General features: G+C 35.7%; 22 protein-coding genes. 10 read left to right on the forward strand and 12 right to left on the reverse strand.

The annotated features are described in order from the left end of the window. The first annotated feature begins 18 nt into the window (after positions 1-18). Positions 19-639: an HAD family hydrolase gene (locus ACRD62_RS15885; protein ID WP_430821099.1), complete on the forward strand. Its 621-nt coding sequence runs from the start codon at positions 19-21 to the stop codon at positions 637-639. A gap of 44 nt (positions 640-683) precedes the next feature. Here the strand turns inward: ACRD62_RS15885 and ACRD62_RS15890 are convergent, their stop codons facing one another. The 3 genes from ACRD62_RS15890 to ACRD62_RS15900 all read right to left on the reverse strand — a co-directional run bounded on the left by ACRD62_RS15890 (position 684) and on the right by ACRD62_RS15900 (position 3,069). After that, positions 684-1,121: an SPOR domain-containing protein gene (locus tag ACRD62_RS15890; RefSeq protein ID WP_430821100.1), complete on the reverse strand. Its 438-nt coding sequence runs from the start codon at positions 1,119-1,121 to the stop codon at positions 684-686. Positions 1,122-1,251: 130 nt separating this feature from the next. Beyond that, positions 1,252-1,953: a response regulator transcription factor gene (locus ACRD62_RS15895; protein ID WP_430821101.1), complete on the reverse strand. Its 702-nt coding sequence runs from the start codon at positions 1,951-1,953 to the stop codon at positions 1,252-1,254. Between the two features lie 81 nt (positions 1,954-2,034). After that, complete coding sequence (locus ACRD62_RS15900) at positions 2,035-3,069, reverse strand: sensor histidine kinase (RefSeq protein ID WP_430821102.1); 1,035 nt, start codon at positions 3,067-3,069, stop codon at positions 2,035-2,037. Between the two features lie 216 nt (positions 3,070-3,285). Here ACRD62_RS15900 and ACRD62_RS15905 point away from each other — a divergent pair, with 216 nt between their 5' ends. From ACRD62_RS15905 to ACRD62_RS15920, 4 genes are all read left to right on the forward strand, one after another. Then, a complete protein-coding gene (locus ACRD62_RS15905) occupies positions 3,286-5,559 on the forward strand; it encodes an inorganic phosphate transporter (RefSeq protein ID WP_430821103.1) in 2,274 nt (757 codons plus the stop codon). Between the two features lie 339 nt (positions 5,560-5,898). Continuing rightward, on the forward strand, positions 5,899-8,649 hold the full coding sequence (locus tag ACRD62_RS15910) for a TonB-dependent receptor (RefSeq protein ID WP_430821104.1): 2,751 nt from the start codon (positions 5,899-5,901) through the stop codon (positions 8,647-8,649). Between the two features lie 37 nt (positions 8,650-8,686). Then, complete coding sequence (locus ACRD62_RS15915) at positions 8,687-10,696, forward strand: hypothetical protein (RefSeq protein WP_430821105.1); 2,010 nt, start codon at positions 8,687-8,689, stop codon at positions 10,694-10,696. Positions 10,697-10,857: 161 nt separating this feature from the next. Then, entirely contained in the window at positions 10,858-11,511 is a 654-nt protein-coding gene (locus ACRD62_RS15920; RefSeq protein ID WP_430821106.1) for a DUF4395 domain-containing protein, read from the forward strand. 405 nt (positions 11,512-11,916) lie between these two features. On the opposite strand, the gene ACRD62_RS15925 is transcribed toward ACRD62_RS15920, so the two are convergent. From ACRD62_RS15925 to ACRD62_RS15955, 7 genes are all read right to left on the reverse strand, one after another. Next, positions 11,917-13,134: an alpha/beta hydrolase-fold protein gene (locus ACRD62_RS15925; protein ID WP_430821107.1), complete on the reverse strand. Its 1,218-nt coding sequence runs from the start codon at positions 13,132-13,134 to the stop codon at positions 11,917-11,919. A gap of 129 nt (positions 13,135-13,263) precedes the next feature. After that, complete coding sequence (locus tag ACRD62_RS15930; protein ID WP_430821108.1) at positions 13,264-13,716, reverse strand: hypothetical protein; 453 nt, start codon at positions 13,714-13,716, stop codon at positions 13,264-13,266. A gap of 266 nt (positions 13,717-13,982) precedes the next feature. Then, entirely contained in the window at positions 13,983-14,465 is a 483-nt protein-coding gene (locus ACRD62_RS15935; protein ID WP_430821109.1) for a hypothetical protein, read from the reverse strand. Positions 14,466-14,666: 201 nt separating this feature from the next. Continuing rightward, positions 14,667-15,230 carry a hypothetical protein gene (locus ACRD62_RS15940; RefSeq protein WP_430821110.1) on the reverse strand — a complete coding sequence of 188 codons (564 nt, stop codon included), beginning with the start codon at positions 15,228-15,230 and terminating at the stop codon, positions 14,667-14,669. A gap of 179 nt (positions 15,231-15,409) precedes the next feature. After that, a complete protein-coding gene (locus ACRD62_RS15945) occupies positions 15,410-16,027 on the reverse strand; it encodes a hypothetical protein (RefSeq protein ID WP_430821111.1) in 618 nt (205 codons plus the stop codon). A gap of 232 nt (positions 16,028-16,259) precedes the next feature. Continuing rightward, positions 16,260-16,598 carry a HepT-like ribonuclease domain-containing protein gene (locus tag ACRD62_RS15950; RefSeq protein WP_430821112.1) on the reverse strand — a complete coding sequence of 113 codons (339 nt, stop codon included), beginning with the start codon at positions 16,596-16,598 and terminating at the stop codon, positions 16,260-16,262. Then, a complete protein-coding gene (locus ACRD62_RS15955) occupies positions 16,588-16,896 on the reverse strand; it encodes a nucleotidyltransferase family protein (RefSeq protein ID WP_430821113.1) in 309 nt (102 codons plus the stop codon). Before ACRD62_RS15955 ends, ACRD62_RS15950 begins: the two co-directional genes overlap by 11 nt. Before the next feature lie 520 nt (positions 16,897-17,416). On the opposite strand from ACRD62_RS15955, the gene ACRD62_RS15960 reads away from it, so the two are divergent. Beyond that, a complete protein-coding gene (locus tag ACRD62_RS15960; RefSeq protein WP_430821114.1) occupies positions 17,417-17,569 on the forward strand; it encodes a hypothetical protein in 153 nt (50 codons plus the stop codon). 136 nt (positions 17,570-17,705) lie between these two features. Beyond that, positions 17,706-17,990, forward strand: a complete 285-nt coding sequence (locus tag ACRD62_RS15965) for a hypothetical protein (protein ID WP_430821115.1) — start codon at positions 17,706-17,708, stop codon at positions 17,988-17,990. A 503-nt stretch (positions 17,991-18,493) separates the two neighbouring features. On the opposite strand, the gene ACRD62_RS15970 is transcribed toward ACRD62_RS15965, so the two are convergent. Next, positions 18,494-19,447 carry an aldo/keto reductase gene (locus tag ACRD62_RS15970; protein ID WP_430821116.1) on the reverse strand — a complete coding sequence of 318 codons (954 nt, stop codon included), beginning with the start codon at positions 19,445-19,447 and terminating at the stop codon, positions 18,494-18,496. A 42-nt stretch (positions 19,448-19,489) separates the two neighbouring features. Beyond that, positions 19,490-20,104, reverse strand: coding sequence for a hypothetical protein (locus ACRD62_RS15975; protein ID WP_430821117.1), 615 nt, complete (start codon positions 20,102-20,104; stop codon positions 19,490-19,492). Positions 20,105-20,237: 133 nt separating this feature from the next. On the opposite strand from ACRD62_RS15975, the gene ACRD62_RS15980 reads away from it, so the two are divergent. The 3 genes from ACRD62_RS15980 to ACRD62_RS15990 all read left to right on the forward strand — a co-directional run bounded on the left by ACRD62_RS15980 (position 20,238) and on the right by ACRD62_RS15990 (position 25,632). Then, positions 20,238-20,681, forward strand: a complete 444-nt coding sequence (locus ACRD62_RS15980) for a C-GCAxxG-C-C family protein (RefSeq protein WP_430821118.1) — start codon at positions 20,238-20,240, stop codon at positions 20,679-20,681. An 89-nt stretch (positions 20,682-20,770) separates the two neighbouring features. Continuing rightward, the gene (locus ACRD62_RS15985; protein ID WP_430821119.1) at positions 20,771-21,973 is read left to right on the forward strand and encodes an exonuclease SbcCD subunit D C-terminal domain-containing protein; all 1,203 of its coding nucleotides are present in this window, start codon (positions 20,771-20,773) and stop codon (positions 21,971-21,973) included. Beyond that, complete coding sequence (locus ACRD62_RS15990) at positions 21,973-25,632, forward strand: AAA family ATPase (protein WP_430821120.1); 3,660 nt, start codon at positions 21,973-21,975, stop codon at positions 25,630-25,632. Before ACRD62_RS15985 ends, ACRD62_RS15990 begins: the two co-directional genes overlap by 1 nt. Positions 25,633-25,794 lie beyond the last annotated feature (162 nt).

The following is a 25,794-nucleotide window of genomic DNA, read 5'->3' on the forward strand; positions in this document are numbered from 1 at the left end:
TAAAATATTTTCGATAAAATGGATTTACAGCGATTCAAAGGGATTGAAGCTTTTTTGTTTGATCTGGGAGGAGTCATAATTGATATTGATGTACAAAAAGCTATTGATGGGTTTAAAAAAATTGGCTTAAAAGGTATTGAGAGTCAGATAACCAAAAGTCATCACATTGGTTTGTTTAAAGCTTTTGAACGGGGTGATATTGATGAAAGAGAATTTCTTTCCAACATTAAAAAGGAAACGGGCATTCATATTTCTGATGAACAGATTATTGACGCCTGGCAATCCATATTGGTTGACTTTCCTATCGAAAGAGTACAGATACTGGAAAAGCTGCATCAAGATTATCCAACCTACATTTTAAGTAATACCAATGGTATTCATCTACAAAAGTTTAGTAAGATGGCGGAAGGCTATGAACATATCGAAGAATTGTTTACAGCGGCCTATTATTCATATCAATTGGGATGCAGCAAACCTGAAAAATGCGCTTTTGAAAAGGTAATTGAGCTATCAGGATTAAAGCCTGAAACAACATTGTTTCTTGATGATTCTGAAATCAATCTGCAGGTAGCTGAAGAATTGGGCTTTAAAACTCAGTTGGTGACAAAATCTAATTCGATGGTTGAGATATTTAAATAAAAAAGGAGGCGTTAAGCCTCCTTTGATATATGTAATTGATTTGGTTATTTTTTTACCAAAAGCCACACATTATCTTTCCCTTCTGTATTTCGGGCTCTTCGTAGTTCGGCAAAAGCTTCATTTTTATCGTAAAACGATTTGTACGATACTTTATAAAACTCTGTATTAGGTCCGTGTCTTCTTTCGATTATGTTGGATGAATAACCTTGCTCTTCCAGACGTAGTTTAAAAATTTCTGCATTCTCTCTGCTTTGGAAACTTCCGGCTATTAAGAAGTACTTGTCATCGGGTTTAGGGGGCTCTGGTTTTTTAACCTCAACCTCTGCTACTTTTTTTAACGTATCTACGGCAAGAGTATCTTTTACAGGTTTTTCAACCACTTTAGTCTGTGGTTTCTGAGCTTGTTTCTCCGGAGTGTTTTTACATGAGCTAACCAAGGTAATCAAACCTATAACAAGCATCATGCTAATAATATTTTTCATAAACGACAGTTTGTATTCCACTTTATCTGCTGATTACCTTTCATAATAATCTTTGCTAAAAGTAATAATTATGATGAGTTTGAGCAATAATTAACTGTGAAATTGATTTATGTCGTTAATAATTATACGATTAGTCTACGAATTTATATCCAACTCCCTTAATAGTGCGAATGTGGTCCTGACCAATTTTTTCTCGTAACTTTCTGATATGCACATCAATGGTTCTGTCACCAACGATAATGTTATCTCCCCATACTGAGTTGTAAATCTCGTCGCGTGTAAATACTTTTTCAGGCTTTGAAACCAAAAGAAGTAACAACTCAAATTCTTTTTTTGGCAAAACCATCTCTTCTCCTGAACTGATTACAATGTAACGTTCGCGATCGATGGTAAGATCACCAATGTTAATGGTTTCAGACGATGATTCGGTTTTTTTGGAATCGTCGTTTGGATGATATCTTTTTAAAAGCGCCTTAACTCTTGAAATAAGCACTTTTGGTTTTATGGGTTTGGTTATATAGTCGTCGGCACCGGCATCAAATCCGGCAATCTGAGAATAATCTTCACCACGGGCAGTTAAAAACGCAACAATAGAATTTTTAAGCGCCGGAATTCGTTTAATTTCTTCACATGTTTCAATACCATCCATCTCAGGCATCATCACATCAAGGATAATCAATTCGGGAATTTCGGCCTGAGCAACTTTTAACCCTTGTTCACCATTGTTGGCAGTAAATACAGTAAAACCTTCTTTTCGTAGGTTGTAACCCAAAAACTCAATAATGTCGGGTTCGTCATCAACCAAAAGTATTTTGTAATTCGATGTATCCATGTTTATTTATAATTTACTGCGAAAGTAACTGTAAGTATTAAAAAAATATTTTTTAAATATTATCAATATGTAAAGATAACATTAAGGAGCTTTTTCCAAAGTAAAAGTAAAGGAAGTTCCCTGGCCAACTTTACTACTTACATTAATTCTTTGTTTATGAGCCTCAATGATATGCTTAACAATAGCAAGTCCAAGGCCCGTACCTCCCTGCTCACGGCTTCGGCTCTTATCAGCACGGTAAAAACGTTCGAAGATACGTGGAAGATGTTCCTCGGCGATTCCGATACCGTTATCCTTTATTTCTACCAGTACACGATTATCCATATCATAGAAACTGACTGTTGTCTGTCCTCCTTTTTTACCGTAATTAATAGAGTTAACAATCAGGTTTATGACTACCTGAAACATTCTTTCTTTATCTGCATTCACCATGATAGGACGTTCTGATCCTTTACCAAATTTCAGTTTTATGTGTTTTTCATTGGCACGAATCTCCTGCATTTCAATAACTTCATCAAACATTTGAATAATGTTGTACGAAGTAATATTCAATTCTAACTCACCGGCTTCCAGTTTTGAAATAGCTTCAAGGTCATCCACAATACTAATCATGCGGTTAATACTTTTCTCGGTTCGGTTAAGGTAAAGCATGTTGATGTTAGGATCGTCTAATCCGCCATCGAGTAAGGTTAATATATATCCCTGAATATTAAAGATGGGTGTTTTCAGCTCATGAGATACATTACCCAAAAATTCTTTCCTGTATTTTTCCATTTGCTTCAGCTCCAGAATTTCCTGGTTTCGGTTATTCATCCAGTCGGCAACTTCTTTATTGATCGATGAAAGAATATCATTCTTACTTGGATCTTCAGTCTGATTATCATTCTGCTTAAATCCGTGAATTGATTTATAAATTGGCTTAATTCGCGAATAGATAAAGTTGTTGATGAAATAACTTACCAAAGCAAATGATAACGCAAAGAAAAGAGGTATAGAAATGGCTAAAGAATAATATAAGTTTGGGCTATAGAAATTTGCTAAAAAGAAGATGGCGGCCAATAAAAGAAAACCTAAAGATATAAATCCTGTAATTTTCTGAGGTTCCAACGATTTCATGTGTCTTTAATTTTGAAACAAAGGTAAAGTAAAAATGTCAAGTTCAATTATTAATAAAACCTAAGGTTTAGGTTAATGGAATGTTATCTAAAGGATTAAAGCCCAAATTATTGGTTATGACGGCTTAATTAATTGAATTTGGTAACAAAATCTTAACAATTGGTTTTATCTTAGCTGTAAATATTGAGTCTATCTTTACGGCGAAAAATTAGTAAAATGACGTTTATCTGGATTGCAGTAATTCTTCTTGGTTTAATGGCCGTGGCCGATTTGATTGTTGGAGTATCCAACGATGCGGTGAATTTTCTGAATGCTGCTATCGGATCCAAAGTAGCCAATCGACGAGTAGTTTACTGGATTGCTGCAACAGGTATTATTATTGGTGTTTTTCTATCGGTTGGAATGATGGAAGTGGCCCGTAAGGGTGTGATTTACCCTTCGAGTTTTGGTTTTACTGACTTGATGGTGGTATTTATTGCCGTTATGCTAACAGATATTCTGTTAATTGACGGCTTCAATACACTTGGATTCCCCACTTCAACAACTGTGGCAGTTGTTTTTGAGTTGCTGGGTGGAGCATTGGCATTAAGTTTTATCAAAAAAGGACAGGCTAGAATCGATGGAGTTGAAGTACAAAACCTGATAAACACAGATAAAGCATTTGTAATTCTGGCAGGGATTGTTCTGTCTATATTTCTGGCATTTATTGTAGGTATGATTGTTCAGTTTGTCTCCCGAATGATTTTTACCTTTAACTATAAAAACCGATTTAAAGTTCTTTTTGCCATAGTTGGTGGAATCTCCATCACCGCAATCGTATTTATGGTAGCCAAAAAAGCACTTGGTGGAAGTTTATTTGGAGATGCTCAGTGGTTCATTATGGCTCAGCAGTATTTACCTGAATTACTTTTTGGCGTTTTTGCCTTAAGTACCTTTGTGTTTCTTTTTCTGGGTTTATCATTTAATACTGATATACCGCGCATTGTGGTTTTGTTCGGAACATTTGCCCTTGCCATGTCATTTGCTGCAAATGATCTGGTAAATTTTATTGGTTTACCACTTGCAGCTCTCGAAAGTTTGAAAGTTTTTCTGGCATCGGGTAGTATTGATCCCGATTCGTTCTCAATGGATTTTTTGAGTTCCAATTTTCTGGAAAAGGATATACTGAAGGATTTTACTTATCAAAGTATTCTGGCTTTTGCCGGTGTTGTAATGATCATTACCATGTTTTATTCGCGTAAAGCGAAAGGTGTAACCGAAACAGAGGTTTATCTTGGAAGACAATCGGTGGGTTATGAGCGATTCGAACCCTCCTATCTTTCAAAAGTTATAGTCAGAAACTTTCTGCAGGTACACCATGCAATTATTTCTCTTCTTCCATCTAAACTGGTAAATGTTTTAGACTCAAGATATAAAAGAGTTGAAAGTTATGATGCTTCCGGGGGTAATGATCGAACTTTGTATTTCGATACTTTAAGAGCTTCAGTAAATCTTGTGGTTGCAAGTATTTTAATATCCATTGGTACGTATATGCGTGTTCCATTATCAACAACATTTGTTGTGTTTATGGTGGCCATGGGTTCATCACTGGCTGATCAGGCCTGGGGACGAGAGAGTGCCGTTTATCGTGTATCCGGAGTATTAACGATTATCGGAGGTTGGTTTTTTACCGCTTGTCTTGCTTTTATAGGAGCCTTTATTTTTGCTTATATTATATGGTACGGAAGTTGGCCGGCAACTATTATTGCAACCGCTTTGGTATTATATATTCTTTTCAGAACGAAACGATATTATAATAGTCGTTTGGAAGAGAAGAAAGCCTTGAAAGAGGAATTCAATGAAGAAACTGAAACCAACATGGACTTTCTTGTTGAATCAGGTGGAGAACAGATTCGTCGTAATTTATTAGAGGCTTCAAAAATATATACACTGGCTATTCAGGGATTTATAGATGAGGATCTTCGTCAGCTTGGAGAAGCAAACAGTAAGGCGGATAAGCTTAGAAAGTATGCCAGAAATGGTAAATCCCAAATGTTTTACGCCTATTCAAAGATGAATGAAGACGGTATTGATTCAGGTCAGTATTTCATTCAGGCCTTTGATTACCTTACAGAGTTGGTGAATTGTCTGACTGGTATTACCAAACCTCTTTATATCCATTTCGAAAATCATCATAAAGGATTAAACGCCGAACAGCAAAGTGATATAAGGGAATTACTCGATCAGGTATCAGCTTTTTTCAATCATTTGGTCCATATCGAGAAAGAACACAAATATGCGTTGATAGGAGATATGGTGATAAAACAAAATTTCCTGTTAGGATTTCTGGAAGAACTTCGTAAAAATCAGATTAAACGAATTCAATCAGGTCATGGTCGAACTCGCATGAGCATTTTATATCTCGACTTACTTGCCGAAACAAAAAACATTCTTCTTTATTCAATCAACCTTCTGAAATCGCACCGTGATTTTATTGGTGCTGCTAAGTAGATTTTTTATATACCGGGCAGTTATCACTTCAGAATTCTATTAATTATATGTCTTTTTAGTCTGTGATAACAGGAAATTAAGACAAAGTCAAGTTACTTTCTTTAACTTAATATCAAATCATCAGACCAATTGTTAATTGAATGTTAGATGAACTTTAAGTGCGAATTTACAGCCTCTGTATGATTCTCAGGTAAATTAACTTAACGTGCAGTAATGTAATTGATTAGATCAAAAAGCTACTTAACGAATACTTAAAATTGAATTAATTATCTCTTATCGCCTCTCATGATTGGGTGCCATACTTTTGCTCCTGTAATTTTTTAAGAATTGAGAGGAAAAATGAAAAAGCAAATCGTTGCAACCATTGTAATCTTAGTGGCCGTTTTTTCACAGGGGATGGCCCAAACAGGAATTTTAAGAGGAAAAATCACAGACAAAGCTACCGGAGAAGAGTTGGTAGGAGCTGCCATTGTTGTTGATGGTACAACCACCGGAACCATTACTAACTTTATGGGTGAGTATCAAATGCCTCCTTTGGAAGCGGGTACTTATAACATCCGTGTTCAGTATATCTCTTACGAACCACAAGTAAAACAAGGTGTGGTTATTACAGCTGATGGAGAGACTGTTTTAGATTTTCAACTAGGTACTGCCGAAATGGATTTAGAAGAAGTTCAGGTTGTTGCCAAAGCCAATCGTGAATCGGAGAACTTTTTGATGCTGGAGCAAAAGAAGGCTGAAGTGATTAAAGAAAGTATTGGAGCCAGTCGTATGTCAGCTCTGGGAGTATCAGATGCTGAAGATGCGACTTCAAAAATTTCGGGTGTTGCTCAAAGTGAAGGATCAGGTGATGTTTATATTAGAGGATTAGGCGATCGATACTTGTCAACCACAATGAATGGTTTACCTATACCGTCTGATGATGTTGAACGAAAGAACATTGATCTGGATTTGTTTTCAACCAATGTTATCAAGAATATTGGAGTTAGTAAAACATACAGTGTTGAAAACTATGCTGATCTTACTTCAGGAGCAGTTGATATTAGTTCCAAAACTTTTACAGATAAAGTAAATATTGGGATTTCAGGTGGAGCGAATACTAATGTATTAACGAATGGAGTATTTGGTAATTTTTATGGTACTCAAAACCTGAATGATCAAACTCTGGGTTATTATTCATCTCCATACAACACATTAGATGCTGTTCAATATCAAAGTTGGAGTACTGTTAAAAAGAGCATGCCACTCAACTATGGTATTTCTGCAATGGGTGGTAAAAAGGTTAAGTTGTCTGATAAAGATCTTAGCATTTTTGCTACTGTATCTCAATCAGGATCTTCAAGTTATCAGACAGGGTTATTTCAAAGCTATCGTATGAATAACCTTAATAACAGTTATAATGATGTTGAGCAATTTCAAACCGAATACAATACAACCGGTTTATTGAATCTTGGTTACGATTTTAATATCAATCATAGTATCAACTTTAATAGCTTATTGGTTCATAAAACCACTGATCAGTTGTATGAAAGTGGTAGAAATGGTGAAGGCTATGTAAGAGACCAGGATCCGCAGGAAGATGGTGCTTTTGTTCGCGACCAAAACCTTAAACAAACTACATTATTGATTAATCAGTTATTAGGAACTCATAAGTTCGGTGAAAAGGATGAGTTGAAGTGGGCATTTGGTTACAATAGGGTTGATGCTGAAGAACCTAATCGTATTCGTAACCAGGGAAATATTTTATCTGATGGAACTTTTGCCTTTGCTTACGTTGGCGATTATCAACAGAAAAAATCAATGCAAAATATCGAGGATGGTGAATTGAACGGATTTATCAATAATGAATACTTCTTCGTAAATGAAGAAGGTAAGAAGATGAAAATCGATTTTGGAGGAAACTTCAGACAGAAGAAAAGAGATTTTAATTCTCAGGCAATTGGAGTTTATGCAAGAGGAAGATCTGTTTCATCATTGGATAATGTTGATGAGGTTTTATTGGATGGAGATTTGTATGACGATGGCACTATAAGAATCAGAGAAGGCAAGCCAGACTTATATAACGGAAAACTATCTGTTTATGCTGGTTTTGCAAGTTTTGGTTTGGATGTGAATAAGTTTAGTGCCAATGTGGGGGTAAGATTCGAAGTTGATCAGCTGGACGTAAATTGGGATGTGGCAAATTACGTTGGGCGTATCGGAAGTTCTTCTAATTCATACAACAATATACTTCCAGCTCTTAATATGAAATATCAATTGTCAGATAAAAGTGCAATCCGTTTTGCTGCCAGTAAAACGTTAACCTTACCAGAGTTTAAAGAGATTGCTCCTTTCGAGTATGTATCACCTACAGGTCGTGTAACAAAAGGTAATCCTGATTTAAAAATTTCGGAAAACTACAATGCAGATCTTAAATGGGAACTGTTTCCAACACCTGGGCAGTTAATTTCTGTTGCCGGTTTCTATAAGATTATTAATGATCCTATTAACCGTGCACAAACCAGAGGATCATCAGGCTATTTCTACTTTGCTAATACCGGTGATAAGGCAAATGTTTATGGTTTTGAGTTGGAATCAAGAATTGACCTTATTAAACCTGTAACATCTGACATGCCTAAGTTAGACTTAACAGTGAATGTAACTAAAATGTGGTTTAAGCAGGATTTATTGGATGAATTCCAGTATTTCAATAAAACAGAATCTGATCTGGAAGGAGCATCTGAATTAATTTTAAATGGTGCATTAAGCTTTACCAATAATAAACCTAAGGCATTTATGGCAACTATATCCGGCAACTATTCTTCTGATAAGGTATTTGCTTTAGGTGCACCTGAAAGTTATTCTGGAAGAGAGACTTTGTTTAACAGTGAGATTGTTGAAAAAGGTTTTGTTACACTGGATTTGATCTTAAGTAAAAAGTTATCGGAAAAAATATCATTGAAATTTACAAGTAAAAACCTGTTGAACCCTAAGGTTGAACAAACCCAATTGATTGTACCAACAAGCGATGAGCCTGCAAGGACTGAAGTTGTGAGTTCTTACAAAAAAGGAGTTTCGTTGAGCCTTGGATTAAGTATTGATCTAAACTAATTGTTAAAAATAATTTAACGTCCTAAAAATGGAAAAAATGAAAAAATTTGCTTTTAAAGTATTGGCATTGGCTGCAATAGCTGCGCCTTTGTTTTCAAGTTGTGACGATAACAATAACCCTGTTCCGTCAAAAGATGAAGTAATCGAAAATTTAGAAAGTGGAGTGATGGAAGGTACTCTTAATGAAGATTACACACTTTCAATGTCTCAGTATCAGTTGACTGGTGCTTTCATCATCTCAGAAGGAGTTACCTTAACCATTCCTGAAGGAACTCAGATTGTAGCTGAAGCAGGTGGTACAGAAGTATATGTTGCTGTTTTGATGGGTGGTAAAATAAAAATTAATGGTACTGCATCAAACCCTGTTGTTATGTCTTCTCCTAACGCTGTTCCAGGTGACTGGGGAGGTTTAACTTTATGTGGTAAAGGAGTTTCTACCTCAGGAGCTAATTCAACAGCAGAAGTAGGTGGTTTTATCTATGGCGGTGATGATAATACAGATAGCTCAGGTAGTATCGAATATTTGGTAATTAAAGGTACCGGTGCTCAAATCAACGAAGAGTCACAATATAACGGGGTATCATTTTACACAGTTGGTTCTGGTACCACTGTAAATAACATTGCTGTTATTAATGGTTCAGATGATGGAGTAGAGTTTTTTGGTGGAGCTGTTGAGGTAACCAATATTTTCCTTCAAAATAATGAAGATGATGCTATCGACTGGACTGAAGGTTGGAGTGGATCTGTAACCAATGCTTATATTGAGCATACAATTGAAGGTTTCTCTACCGCATTCGAAGGAGATAAAGAGAACAATAATCCAACTTTTACAAATATTACAGCTATTTCTACTACTGGAGGAACAGCTTTACAATTCAAGTCTGTTTCTGGTGGTACCATTACAGGTTTATACTTAAGTGGATATGCAGTTGATTTGGATATGAAAGATGATGGTGAATTGTCAGCTGTTCAAATTGAGGGAGCAGATGCAGATGCTACATTAATCGTTGATGAAACACATAAATATCTTCTTAATTCAGGTAAAGATGCTCAGCCATTGGATATCTCAGGATGGACATGGATTGATGCTGAAGTTGCTGAAGTTGTTGAATTAAATGGTGACGTAACCGGAGATGTAACTCTAGATGCTTCAAAATACTATCGTTTATCAGGTGCATACATTGTACAGGATGGTGCTAAATTAACAATTCCTGAAGGAACTAAAATTCATGCTGATGCAGGAGGAACAGAAGTTTATATCGCTGTATTAATGGGTGGTGAAATAGACATTCAAGGTACAAATACGAACCCGGTTATTTTGTCATCTGCAGATGCTAATCCTGGAGACTGGGGTGGATTAACCATTTGTGGTAAAGGTGTTACTACTTCAGGTGCTAACTCAGTAGCTGAGGTTGGAGGATTTGTATATGGTGGAAATGACAATGCTGATAACTCAGGTTCAATAACATATTTGGTTATCAAAGGTACAGGTGCTCAAATTAACGAAGAGTCTCAGTATAACGGAGTTTCATTGTATGCTGTTGGATCAGGTACAACATTGGAAAACATTGCTGTTATCAACGGTGCTGATGATGGTGTTGAGTTCTTTGGTGGTGCAGCTATGGTTACTAATATTTACCTTGAAAACAATGAAGATGATGCTGTAGACTGGACTGAAGGCTGGAGTGGAGGTATTGTGAATACCTATATTTCACATACTATTGAAGGTTTTTCAACTGCTTTTGAAGGAGATAAAGAGAATAACAACCCTACATTTGAGAATGTAACAGCTATTTGTACAACTTCTGGTACAGGACTTCAATTTAAATCTGTTTCAGGAGGTACCATTACAGGTTTACATATGGAAGGATACACTGTTGATTTAGATATGAAAGACAGTGGTGATTTGGCAAATGTTCAGATTAATGGAGCTGCAGCTGATGCAACACTTATTACTGGTGAAACACACAAGTATACATTAAATTCAGGTAAAGACTCTAATGCCATAGATATCTCTGGTTGGACATGGATTAGTGCTTCATTCTAAGAGATATTTTTTAAAATACAAAAGAGCGGCAGGATTTTATTCTGTCGCTTTTTTTCGCTTAAAAAGCAGGCTATAAAAATTTTAACAACTATTTAAGACAAGAAGGTTTGATTTAAGAAGGTATTCTTTTACTTTAGCAAATTCACTTAATCATTAACTTTATGAGTCAGTTTGGACAAAATGTAGAAGGTTATACAATACCTGTTTTAAACGAACGAGAGATCAGAGCATCAGCGGGCTTGCTGTTTTTATTTGCTTTTATATCAATAATGACAGCCATTTTTAAAGGAGAAATGTTTCTGCTTAAATATTTCATTATTGGTTTTCTTCTTGATTTCGGTATCCGTTTGTTTATTAATCCACGATATGCACCCATGCTTATTATCGGAAGATTGATTGTTAGTAATCAGGTACCCGAGTATGTAGGAGCAAAGCAAAAAAAGTTTGCCTGGAATATTGGATTTGCTTTGGCAGTTATAATGCTGGGTTTAATTGTTATTTTAAATTCATACAGCATTATTACCGGACTCATTTGCCTGATCTGTTTAATCTTTTTATTCTTTGAGTCAGCTTTTGGAATATGTTTGGGATGCCTTTTTTATAAGTGGGTTTATAAAGAAAAGGCCCAGTATTGTCCGGGCGAAGTATGTGAAGTGAAAGATCGTCAGCCAATACAGAAAACTCCTTTTACACATTTTATAATACTTATAGGATTTATTGGTTTTATTACTGCTTCAGCCTATTTGTTTAACGACACGTTTAAAGAACAACCGCGTGACTTGTGGGAAATTGTTGACGAAAAGCTAGCTGATTAAAAGTAAGCTTCAGAAAAATTTACCGCAAATGATTGCTTCAGAAATTCCCCCTCCCCTGGGTCAGCCCCGAAGAATTGACCTTTTTTCTGTAAGCAGTTATTTGCGGTTTTTTTGGTTATAAGCGGAGTAATAAATATTTTTTGGGCGTTAGTTATTTACTATTCTCAATAGTCTATTTTTTATTTGATATTTTTACAATAAACACATTGATTACTAGTATGTAATGTAGGGTGTTAGTGCAGTTGGCAATTGAATAATAAAACTTTAAGTTAGATGCGACCCTTTGAATCTATCTTGTCTTTCTTTAGTTGTAGTATTGTTTACAATTGATATTTAATTGATAAATTTTTCTCAATCTTTTTGTCTGCTAACTGTTTTTCCAAATTACCAACCTTTCTTCCAGCACTATTTCGTATTTTTTAATGCTTCTATTTCTTTAAGGTAGTTTATTCGATCAAATTCCGTGATGGATGTGTCCTTTTTTATTAGTTCAATTGCCTTGTTGAGATAATTTTCCCCTTTCTCAAAATCGTTGATTGTAATATAGATTTCTCCCATCCAACCATAGTAGTCATAATCTTCAGGGTACTTTTCTATTGCTCTAAAAAGAATTTCCAGCGTAAAATGCAGGTGTTTGTTTCCATAAATGCCATCATAATCATTGTAATACTCTGAAGCAATACTATTGAAGAACAGTTCGGATGGTTGGACTGTAAAACCTAATTCAGATGAAATAGATGAATATAATTCCAAAAAATCATTCCATGGTACTTTATCTTTAGATGCCTTTGCAATATCAAAGCATACTTCTATTCTTCTGCCGTAATTTCTGAAGATATCACTTAAAGCATTACTTACTGTAACTCCTGGTGTGAGCTTGTGGGATATCTGATGCTTGTAGTATTTCCATTCCAGATTCTCAGGCAATTTCTTGTTATTCAAATAAGCGTTTAAGGTGTCTACTGCTGATTCATGTAAATCTCCATATGACTTTTCTCCAACTGAAAAATAGTAATAGTATTTATGGGAATTAGAAGTAATCTTATTGAGGAAAATCTCAAATTGTTTTTGTTGCCAATTATCCCCAAAATCAAAATTAGAAACACTATTGGCTATAATGCCATTGAAAAAATCCGGACTCTTTGATAAGGCATAAGATGAAAAAATGGCAGTGCGAGAATGACCTATCAACAAATTAAAATCTGAGATAGGGTATTTCTTCTTCAACTCATTATTCAACTCGTCCTCAATAAAAAGTATCAAATCATCCGCTTTTCCACCAGACTCATTAGGAGTTGTCCAGGAACCTCTGTTTTTTGGAGAAAAATTGATTCCTACAACTATTGCAGCCGGCATCCATTGTAATGTGCTTAAATAGTCAATAGTGTGTAGATTGTAATTATAGTTGTAGAATAACTGTTTGTCCAGTAGATATATAATGGGATACTCTTTATTTGTTTGATTCCTGAGTTCTTTTGGCAAGGTAATTTCTAACCCTACTGAGTCATTCAAAGCCTGAGAATAAAAGCTTGTTTCAATCGGTTTTTCGTACGAGGAGAATTCTTGAGCCTTGACAGAACAGGTAATAATCAGCAGTAATAAAAATAGGCAATAGGTTCTCATATATTTATTTTGAAGTGTGAGGATCTATTAAATTAACCAAAAGGTTTCAAGGTGGTTCAACTACTTCAAAATTAAGGACGAAGTACAACCAAAACACAACTGAGGTTTGTAAAGTACATTGGTAATTTTTTATTTAATTGTCATCCATCTGTTATCATCTAATTGATAGGCTGTCATACCTTCTAAGTCTGTCCAGATAATGCTCTTTATGGAATGTTCTTTTGATTCATTTTCTATCCTGTAGTAGTTTGATATTTGCTTGCCATTCAGTAATATGGTGTCACGATAAACTTTTTCAAAATTTTTATTAGCAGTGTTATTAACAAAACCTTTGAAACTGATAGCAATGTTGGATTTTAATGAATAAGAACTTTTTGAAATAGTAAATAGGTCCTGGACCGAATCATTGTTTACAATCACAACTCTCAAATCCGTATACTTATCTAATAACCCAGTTTGAGAATAGCTGCCTGTAATAGATTGAATTACAATTTTTTCAACATTGCCTATTGAATCACAAAAACAAATAGTGTCATTTTGGGAATAGTTTCTAAAGTGTGCTGTTTCACTATCAGAAAACATGGAGTCAGGTTTTGGTACACAACTTCCTGCAATTATTAATAAAATTAATGTAATGAGTTGAATGCTAATTTTAATATGAAACATTATTATTGGGTATTGGGATTTGATTCTTAAGGTAAGGGACTAAAAGCAAGCAATATTTTGCAACAATCAATTATTCAATAGGTTAATGGCTTCGTTTTATTTCCTGATATATTAATCAAGTACTATTTTAGGGTAATACATATTTGCTTTATTTCGGATATTGTACTAGTTATCTTATGGAATTATGGGTTTGTAAAGTCTGTAGTCCACATCATAATCATTGCAAATATTCCGGATAGTATTATTAAAGGTAAATACAATTTTACCTGTTTTGCTGTTATGTTAGTTTTTCCACTTAAACTTGATTTTTGAAATAGTCCGGGGTGTGTTTCGAAAAATTCAGCACCTCCTTTAAAATACACCCACCTGACACATAATATCCAAAGAAAAGCGATGGCTCCATGAAAAACCAGTACTATCGGATTCATTGTTTTTGGGTTGACATAGTCAAAAATGGAATGTGTTAATCCACTTAGATTGCCAATGGCTATTATTATCCAAGGTATATTTCCATAGAAAATCAAACCCTTAAAATACTTATCATATCCAAATTGTAAACCTGGGTTCTCAGAAATATACCTTTTGGAACGATGCTTCATTATCAGTCCATTCAGAATTGTAACAACAATAAAGAAAATCCAGGCATTATTAAATAGTAGATCCATATTTGATTTTAAGAACTAATTGTTAGGTTTAGTTTTTTCAATGTAAAGGTTTTATGAAATAAAATCTTATTGTCGTGTCACAATATCTCGCGACACGACAATAACTTAAGAAGTTTAACCCGGTTATGCTTTCATTCAGTATACAGGGCTTTATTAAATTCATTTTACAATAGCCATGGTCTCTGATTAGATTGAAAATTCTTAATTTACTGTCAGCTCTATCTCAGAATTAGATTGAACATCTTTATTTTCCTGGATATCTGCAGCTTTATCACATTCAGTATATTTAATATTGTAATTGTAATTTTTATAATCCGTTTTTGAGATACCATTTTCATTTACATCAGGTTTCCACCAGGCACCAGTTGGGCCGTCAACCATGACACCAAAAGGAATTGGTAACCAAGGACCACCATTAACAGTTAAACCTGTCCAGGTAACCAAAGTTCCAACAAATGACCAACCACGGAATGTTCTTTGAGTATAACTTCTTTGTATAGTTGGACAACCATCATCACTAATAGTGAGAAGTATTTTGTCTGCATCCCTTCGGGGCAATTTAATTGTTGTATTACCATATCCTTTTGTTAAGCCATCATACTTGATTTCAGCACTAGGATGCCCATCAACAACAACATGTGCATAATACTTACTGCCACCTGCAATAACTGCACAACTTTGATTTACTAATAGGATGAGTAATAAAAACAGAGTTCCATATACATATGGAGTTACTACTCTCAGTGAATTTTTAATTCTTTTCATGTGTAAATTATTTGTTTGGTTATTTGTGATTAACCTTGACAAGTTGTGATGCAACTAAATTCAAAGTTCAAATTTTATATTGATCACTAAACTAATTACTTGCGATATTGTAGAATAGTCTATTACTACCTTATATTCATTACTTAGAATAAACATTGTTTGCCAATAGCTTTGGATCGTTAAATGTTTATAAGGTTTTTAAATAAAGAAAAATAAACATAAGGATAGCATAGTTGCCCGGTAGTGCTGGAACAATATAGCGGATAGATGTTCAGGTTCATAATGTCTGGTTTAGAGTAATCAATATCATTTGCTACTAATAAATCTTCATACTTATCTTGTATCTCTTTTTCTTTAGTTGGAATGTCCCTAATTATTTTACGTAGTTTGTTATTTCCGAGATTGATGATTTTGAATAACTCACTTGTTTCTTCCGGGGTATTGATTCCATCATAAACATCATCAATTTCAGAATTTGTTAAATGATCTATTGCAGCTAAAATTAATCCACTTGCTTGATTCATCTGTTCAATGTAAGCTTGTTGATGCTTATGATTAATAGCTACTTCGGGGTCCCAGCTTCGAATAATCATTTGTCCATTTTGTTGCCATGAAAAATTTGATAATGTCATGTAATATCTTGAATTAGCTCCAAATATTTCTTCTAATAGTCTTAAAGTATTGGCAAGCCATCTCATATGTTGTTGAGAACCTCTTCCTGCAGATTGAACATTTGGAATTTGATCAACAACTTCATGCAATGAATTTAACGCGTTATCTTTATTCCATTTTTTCATAATATCTTAGTTTCTTGTTTAGCCATTAGCCTTGCTGGTAACGGTGGTTGCATGGCGCCGTAAGGGATTTAACCTCACAGACTTTCATAATTGCGCTAAGCCAAAACGCATATTTGATTCACATTTTCATTTTAAAGCCAAATCTGCGATTTGGCGCTGGTAGCCTTTGCTGAGACCCTCCAAACAATCACGTAACCCTTATGCGCTATTGCAACGTGTTAGGCTCTGGCATTTATTCACTGTCTAGTAAAGTTTCGACTTCTGTTTTTAGTTTTGGTAAGTGGTTTGTTATTATACCCCAAATAACAACATCATCAACTTTGTCATAACCATGAATTACCCAATTTCGTGTATCTACAATTTGTCGAGCATTTTTTATTTCAATTGAAGAGTCCATTTTAAGAATCCTATTCATAGCTTCTCCAATAATTTCAATCTCTCTTTCAATTCCTCGTCTGAGCAATTTGTTATTTTGATATTCAAAGAAATTTCTTTCGTTTCCTAAGTAGTCAAAAATAGAGTTAATTGAAGTCTTTATGTCAAATAAGTATTTCTTAATTTCACGCTTCATAAATCAACTCTTTAGATTCATTTACACTCTCAATAAAATAAGGGTTTGATAAAGTTCTTTCAGTAACTAAATCTATTTCTCGTTTAAATAAATCTCGAAGTCTGTATTGAAGTTCAAAATAATTTTCCGTGTATTCTTCAATGGAAATATTGTCAGCAAAGGAAATTAAGAAGTCAATATCACTTTTGTCTGTAAAGTTTCCTGACACAACAGATCCAAAAGCATATAAACTTTTAATTTTTAAGGTCTGACAAAGAGACCTTAAGTTCTCAATATTATTTTCAAGAATCCTTTGCATATTCTTTTTTTTCAAATTTAGTAAATTATTACGTAATGCAAATCCATGCTTGAGCCTAACTACCTTATATTCGCTATTGCTACTTTGTCTACACTAAATTTCTGTTTTATAAGTACAAAATCATTTTAAATACTTATAAATGTTTCAGAAAAACTAATCGTTTAGATACGGATAACAAGATTGCCGGATTTTGTTGTGGCTGCAAATTGTATAGAGGTAAGTGCAGGTTCATATGATTTGGTTAAGTATTGTCAATTACAAAAATAGCAGAAGTTGCTTATTATGCTAATAAAATATTTTTTAAGTTTAACAATCTTATTGTTTTTTACCAAAACTCCCTATGGGAATAGGTCAATACGGATCGGTTTTTCAAAAGAATATAGCAAGTTGCAAAACCTGCTGTGGTTTTAGGTAAAACCTAACGTGCTTTTGGATAAAACCTAGTGTGGTTTTGGGTAAAACCTAGTGTGGTTTTGGGTGAAACGTAACGTGGTTTTCAGTAAAACCTAACGTGGTTTTGATGCAAGTCTTAAGGCTTACTAAAGGTGGTAATTGTAATGGTGTTTATAATGCCTTGGTCAGAACGGTATTTAACCCTTACTTAGCCTGGTCTGAGACTTCAATTATCCCTGTTGTGAACATTTTCTCAACTTCAGAGAAGCAGAATATTTAAAGAAAATTATCTGGTTGCAATTTCATATTAAAAATCAGTAATTTAGTAAATAGCTGGTTAAGGTTATTACAAGGGTACATTACTTCAGCCTTCCACTAAATATCAACATAACTATTAACTAAAAAAAACTCAAACGATGAAGAAACAATATTGGATAATTCTTACAGTTATTGGTATTACTTTGATTTTAACCTCCTGTTTACCCGGCGGAGGAAACTATTCCCCCGATAGTCCGGCAGGTTTTTTTACCGGCATATGGCATGGCTGGATTGCACCCTTTTCATTGATCATGGGACTCTTTAATTCGTCCATCACCATTTACGAATCGTTTAACACGGGCTGGTGGTACGATTTTGGTTTTTACATGGCCATTATTGCCGGGTTTGGAGGCTTACAACTGGTTCGTAAAAAGAGGAGTTAGTAGTTATCACCTAAAATCCACAAGGATTTCTTATTGGTGCTTTTTGCGCAAAAGGATTAAGCTTTTTAAAATCTAGCATTTTAGAAAGTAATTCTGTCTTTGCGTTCTTAGCGAGATAAATAAAATTTATTGATGTTTCCTTGTTTTATTAAAGGGTTAAAATCAGAATCATCTGCAAGAAGACTCAGGAATACAATCTGAATATCGATCAATTACGTTCACTTTACTTCCAGGCTCTATATTTAATTTTTTAGATATAATTACTTTTTTTGCCTCAAGCCGGCGGGCTTTTACTTTTTTTCTTCAGTCAAAAAAAGTAAACAAAAAAAGACCGCGGCTGCATTAGCGATGATAATTTACTATTGTAGCTCTTAAGTGCGGCCGGGTGATCTCCGAGGCAAGCTCGGAGCTTCCCGGTCTTACTAAAGACCTATTACTATTAAAAAATCATCCCTACTGAGGCCGAAAAATCATAAGACAGGTAACATGTATTTATTGCATATTTATTCATCCCAAAGATTTTGAACGGTATAAGGTCCACCCGGAACTTCCCAGAACGAACCGTCGATAAAACGGCGGTTCTTATTAATGCCTTTAATAAGGGCCATATCTTCATCGGATAGTTCAATGTTGACCGATTCCAGGTTTTGTTTCAACCGATCAGGGTTGACAGATTTTGGGATTACTGAAATGCCTCTTTGCCTGATCCATGCCAGAATAATCTGAGCAACTGATAACCCTTTTTTACCGGCCAGTTCATTTAGAATAGGATCTTCAAACAATACAGGTTCATCTTTCCCTTTCATGCCGGCAGGCCTGTCTGATGAACCTAACGGAGCATAAGCAGTTAGATAAACGTTATTGGCATTACAGAACTCCAGCATGGCATCCTGTTGGAAATATGGATTGATCTCAACCTGGTTTACAGCGGGTTTAATGGTTGAATTTGATATTAAATCTTCCAGCTTTTTGATGCTGAAATTACTAACCCCAATGTTTCGGGTTAATCCTTGCTCTACAGCAGACTCCATACCTTGCCAGGTTTCTGATATTGGCATTTCTTCCAATGACAAATAATGTTCAGCCCGCATGGCTGAAAATACCTGTGGTTTAAAAGGAATGGGCCAGTGAATAAGATACAGGTCGAGGTAATCGAGCTGAAGATCGCTTAAAGTCTTTTTTAAAGCCGGTATAACTGCATCTTTCGCATGACTGTTATTCCACAACTTAGAGGTTATCCAAAGGTCTTCGCGTTTTACAATGCCTTCTTCAATACACTCCTTAATGGCATTTCCAATCTCTTTTTCATTCATATAAATCGCAGCGCAATCGATATGACGATAACCTGTTTTGATGGCTTCTTTTACAGCGGTATAAACTTCGCCTTTTTTTGATTTCCAGGTTCCTAAACCCAGGATGGGCATCTGATCGTTATTGTGGAATGTTAGTTTTTGCATGATGTTCGAATGTAAAGTTTGATAAGTTATGCAATAATTGTATTACAATTGATTGCCATCAAAGTTTAAATTAAGTCCCAATGAAAACAAAAACATGGTTGTGCTATGACTTAATTCATGACTTACTCCAATTGAAAAGACAGGTGTTGCAATACTTTTGGAAAAAAATGCCTGGCTCACCGATGCACTAATGGCAGGTATTAACTCGTCTGGTGGGGTTATCAATAAATACTCCTGATCTTTAAATGAGAAATTTAAAATATTGACTCCTAAATCCAATGAAGTTGGAGTACCCGATTGGGCTCTTAAAAGTTTGGAAGCGGACATTCCAAAGCCCCAAATTGTTACCAGCCTTGAACTGGTATACGAAAGGGATGCACCTCCTCTGGTAAAGTTATTTTCTTCTTTGTGTGCGGATAAATATCCAAGGCTGAACATTGGTTTTGTTTCATCGTCGAGTTGTGCAGATGCCAGAGAAAGGGTGATGCCCGGTTGCAAAACCAACCCCATACCTACTGAATTTGCAGTGGTGCCATTAGACACAGATCCTCCGTAAAACATTGAAAATCCACCCTTATTTCTGAAGAATTGTTCCTGGGCTGTAAGGCCAAATAATGATAATGCAAGGAATAAAATGGTTAGGTTAACTTTTTTCATAGCCTGTTTATTCAATTTTTTCAAAGATATCCATTCCGATTAGTAAAAGAAGGCTTATGATTACAAAAGCTGCATTTTTCTGTCTCTTTTTTCATATCAAATATTTATATTTATGTCCATTAACACCACGACTATGAAAGAGAAACAGAAATACGCGATACAAGGATTCTATAGTGGAAAAAATTGTGCCCAATCGGTCATTGCAGCCTATGCCAACGAATTTGGAATGGAAACTGATCAGGCACTTAAAATTGGAGGTACCTTTGGTGGTGGTATGGGGCGTTTGCAACAAACTTGTGGTGCTGTAACCGGTTCGTATATGTTAATTGCTTTATATAATGCAGAAAAGCTGGAAGATGAAGCAGAGATTAAAAACAGTAATAACCGGATGGTGCAGGATTTTAATAAGCGATTTGTTCGGATCAATGGGTCGGATCAATGTGCTGACCTGGTAAAAGTTGATTTGAAAACTGATGAAGGACAGGAGATTTTCAACAGAGATGAGTTAAAAGATAAGATCTGTTCGAAATGTATCAACTCGGCCATTGAAATACTGGAAAGTATTTTAATCAATTAATAAACCTGTTGAAAACCATTCCTGACAGGGTTTAGTTTTATAAGTTAATGTGCGTATTTTTACTGATATAATTGATACGCACATACAGAATGAAAATATTACATACTTCTGACTGGCATCTGGGTCATCGCCTTCACGAACAATCACAATCAGAAGAGCAGCAACGTTTTTTACAATGGCTGATTACCTTTATTACCCAACAAAGTATTGACGTACTGCTTGTGTCAGGTGATGTTTTTGATACCGGAACACCTTCTTCTCAAAGTTTAGCCGTTTATTATAATTTTCTGGTCGATCTTAAGTCAACGGGATGTAAACATGTGTTTATCACTGGTGGTAATCATGATGCACCGGGTACTCTTAATGCTCCAAAGGAAATACTGAAAGCTTTAGATATTCATGTCATTGGCAAAGCAACAGAAAATGCGGTTGATGAGGTTTTTTGTGTTCAGGTGAAAGGAGAGCAAATTATACTGGCAGCAGTTCCTTATCTCAGAGACCAGGATATTCGAAGGGCCATTGCAGGTGAAAGCTTCTCCGAAATTGGAGATCGTTATAAAAGTGCTCTCATCAAACATTACCAGGAGGTAGCTGAAGAATGCATTAAACTGAATGAAGGAAATCATCCGGTTATAGGTATGGGTCATTTGTTTGCCATTGGAGGAACCACCACCGATAGCGAACAAACCATTTATGTTGGAAATGCCGGAGATATTGGAGCCAGTGATTTTCCGGATATTTTCGATTACATCGCACTGGGGCATTTACATCGTCATCAGAACATCACCGAAAAGATTGTGTATTCGGGAACGCCATATATCCTTAGTTTTTCTGAAGTAAGTCATCAAAAGAAAGTAGTTACGATAGAGGTTGATAAGAATAAGATTTCGGCCATTACAGCACACGATGTCCCTGCATTCAGACAAATAAAGAAGGTTAAAGGTGATTTGCAACAGTGTATTTTTCAATTGAAACAATTGGCCGATCACAAAGATGAACTGGAGCCCTGGGTTGAAGTTGTTTTGGATGCTGATGAAAACAATTCAGTATCATTCACTGACATTTATACAGCCATAGAAGGGTTGAAGCTGAAAGTTCTGAAGGTATCATTAAATAAAGAGCAGGAACGATGGAGCCGATTACTGGAGAATTCTCATACCAAGGATATTAAGGATATTTCTCCCTTGGAGGTTTTTAAATTGAAGTGTGAGGAACAGAATTTTGATATTGAAGCCCATCCTGAAGTGCAGGACGCCTTTTTTGAAATACTACAGATAGCAAAAAAACAGTAATGCGAATACTTAAGATAGAACTCCAAAATATAAACTCGCTTCGAAGCGATTCACCCATCATCATCGATTTTGAAAGTCCGCAGTTTCGTGATGTGGGGCTTTTTGCTATTACAGGTCCAACCGGAGCCGGTAAAACCACCTTGCTCGATGCCATTACCATTGCCTTGTATCACAGTGTGCCACGCTTTAATCAATCGCATAGTAAAGGCAGTTTGGTGGATGTGATAAGCTATGGTGCCGCTGAAGCAATGTGTCGTGTTACCTTATTGGCAAAGGAAACCCGTTACGAGAGCTTTTGGGGAATGCGGGTGAGACAAACGAATGGAAAAATACTGGCAACTCCCCAGGAAACCATTCGCTTAAAGAATCTGGATAATGGAGAGATTATTTATGATAAGAAACGGAACTTTGAGAAAGAAATAGAAAAGATTACCCAGTTAAATTATCAACAGTTTCTGCGTTCTGTGTTGCTGGCTCAGGGCGAGTTTGCAGCTTTTCTTTCGGCTCCGGCTAAAGATAAAGGAACCTTATTGGAGCAGATAACAGGCGAGGAGATCTATAAACGAATTGGGGAAGCTTTGATTGGTCGTATCAGTGAGGAAGACAAAAAATTGAAAGAGATTACTTCGCAGATCAATAATGATGATTTACTGACTGAAGAAAAGAGGGAGGAGCTGAAAGAAGAGCAGGCCTTTCTGCAAAAGCAGCAGACCGAATTAAATAAGGAGATCGAAGAGGTTAACAAGATTCTGGAATGGTATAAACGAAGCTCTGAACTAATTAAAAGTAAAGAGCAGATTGATCAGAAGCAAAATCAGCTGAAAATAAAAGAGGAAGAAAGTGTTGATGCATTAAGGCTTTTGGATAAGCATTTAAAAGCTGAGCCATTGAAAGAATATCTTCAGCATTTGGTCAGTCATGAAACATCTGCCGGCAGAATTGAAGAGGAAAAACAAAAGCTGAGTGCGTCAATTGAAACATTAAGTGAACAGTTAAAGATTTCAGAGAAAGAGAGCACACGATCATATGAGATTTTAAAGAAGCAGGAAGAAGAAAATGCTTTGTGGCAACCAAAGCTGGAAGAGGTAGCTGCTTTGGATTCTGATTTAAAAAATCATCGTGAAAACCTAAAACAAAAACAAAAGGCAAAGGATGAGTTAACAAACACTTCAAAAAGTAACGAACAAAAGCTTCTGGTATCGAAACAACAGTTGAACCAAACAGAACATAAGCTTCAAAACCTTGGTACTTACCTGAAGGAAAATAGTCATGTTCAGCTAATCGATCAGAATCTGTCAGAATGGTCTGGTGAGTTACAAAAGAGACGTTCGATACATGAGGGTATTCAAAAGTTAACTGTTGATTCACAGAGAATACAGAAAGAAAACGAGAACTTAAATCAACTTTCAATAAAGCTACAGCCTCAGATAGACAATATTCAGCAAAAAATTGAGTCGGCTGAAAAGGAGCTGGCAATTTTTCTAAATGAATTAAAGGGTAAATCGTTAGATGCCATTCTGGCAAAGCAAGAACAGCTGATCAAAGAAAGAGATCAGTTAAGAGATTTACATGAACAATCGTCCAATTATAAGAAAGAGAAAGCTAAAGAAAAGGAGACAATCGAAAAATTAGCAGAGGTTACTAAATTGATTGACCAGGTAAAGGAGAAGCTCAATATCAATAAAGAAGAACAAAACCGAATTCAACAGTTGCTTATAGATGCAGAACGAATTGTGGAGTTGGAACTGGCTGTTAAGAATTATGAAGAAGATAGGAAGAAATTAAAAGAAGGAGAACCTTGTCCTTTATGCGGATCTTTAGACCATCCGCTGGTAAATGAATATTCAGATGCAAGGTTAAGTGAATCGCAGAAGACTTTAGTGGAAAGGCGGAATCTGGAAAAGCAGTTGCTTGAACAGGAAAAAGAATTAAATAGCCGGATGGCAAAATATGTTGCACAAAAAGAGCAATTGGATCATTTGCTGAAGGAATCATCGACTAACATTCAGACATCTATTGACAGGTTTAAGCAAATAGATCAGCCTTACGATATTAATAACCTGAATTCCATTGTTGACCGTGGAAAAGCTATCAATGTTGAATTGGAAAAGCTGAACGAAGAAATGACCGTTTATCAGAAGGTACAGAAGGATAAGGATAAAAATGAAGAGCTGATTAAGAGTTTGACAAAGGACTTAAATAGCAGTAAAGAGCAGTTTATTAAATACCGGGAGCAGCAAAAATCGTTGGTCGGTCAGTTGGAACAAAACAGAAATGATTCACAACGTTTGAAGGATGAATTAAGCATTGTTGAAAAGAGCTTATCTGAGGATTTATTGAAAGTTCACCTGAACCTGCCTCTGCCTCAGGATACAGAAGACTTTTTAATTCAGATGAAGAGTTCTGTCAAGCAATACAGAGAAAAAGACAATTTAAAGAAAGAGCTGCAGGTGAATTCTGAGAAGCTTGTGGTTGAAATGAATCATCTGCAAAAACAGAATTCTCAGCTGCATGAAGAGTTGAATATATTAGTTTCAGAATTGGAAGCGGTTAATAACTTAATTAAGACAGTATCACAACGAAGGGAATCGATAATACCAGCAGAAATATCTACAGAGGTAAAGAGAAAGGAGCTTGCCAGTATTTTAGATCAAAAAAGAACGGTATTTGAAAGCCTAAAAGCTAAAGTTGATCAGTTGTCAAAGCAATTAAGCTCTGAAGAGAATTTACTGAAGAAAGCCATGCTGGATATAGAAAGGGAGGCAAAGCAAACGGGAGAATGGACAGCTAAACTAAACGAAGCCCTTAAGGAAACAGACTTTAGCAAGCGTGAAGATGTTGAAAAGGCATTATTATCATCAGATAAGAAGGCAGAGCTTCAGAATCTTCAAAAAGCAATTGAAAATGAGAAGATGCAACTGCAGGCTTTAAGTCAAAAAGTTGAAGAGGAAAGTAAGTTGCTTGAACAGGAAAAGACCTTTGAAGACTCTTTTGATGAAGTAACGAAAAGCAAGACCGACCTGGTTGAAGCAAAAGATAAAGGCATTGGACGTTTGGGCGAGATCAGGCAGCGCTTTGAAGTGGATCAACAGATTGTTGATCGAAATAAACAAGTGGTTGAAAAGATTAAGGAACAGGAGAAGGTAGTTAAAAAATATCGCGATCTTAATCAGTTGCTGGGAGGATCAAAACACGCATTTAATACTTATGTGCAAAGACTTACCCTTCAGAATTTGATTCACCTGGCCAACCGTCATCTGTATGAGTTGAACCGACGATATTCATTAAAATTGCCTGAATCATACAAAAGCGGAGAGGAACTTAATTTTGTCTTGGTCGACCATTACCAAACCGAAGAAACCCGCCTGGTTGATACTTCGAGTGGAGGTGAGAAATTTATTATCAGTTTGTCGCTGGCCCTGGGATTGTCAGATCTGGCAAGCCGCAATGTAACAATCGGGTCATTATTTATCGATGAAGGCTTTGGTACCTTAGACAATACAACGCTGGAGACGGTGATTGCTACTCTGTCAACCTTACAATCCAAAGGAAAGATGATTGGTATCATCTCGCATGTTGAAAACCTTAAAGAGAGAATTTCAACACAAATACAGGTTCATAAAAAGCAAAATGGTATTAGCGAGGTTGTTATTGTTTAGATTGTCCTTCATATCCGGGAACAGTCTCTTTATAACCGATTCTGACTTTTTAAAAGCATAGATAAAAAAGGAGGGTGTCCAAAAAGTGATTCTGCAAATAAGGAATCTTTCAAATTGTAACTTTACTTTCATTATACCCCACCAAACCTCCCCTAAAAGGGA

Origin of the sequence: Carboxylicivirga caseinilyticus, from assembly GCF_050589785.1 — a bacterium.
Classification (GTDB): domain Bacteria; phylum Bacteroidota; class Bacteroidia; order Bacteroidales; family Marinilabiliaceae; genus Carboxylicivirga; species Carboxylicivirga caseinilyticus.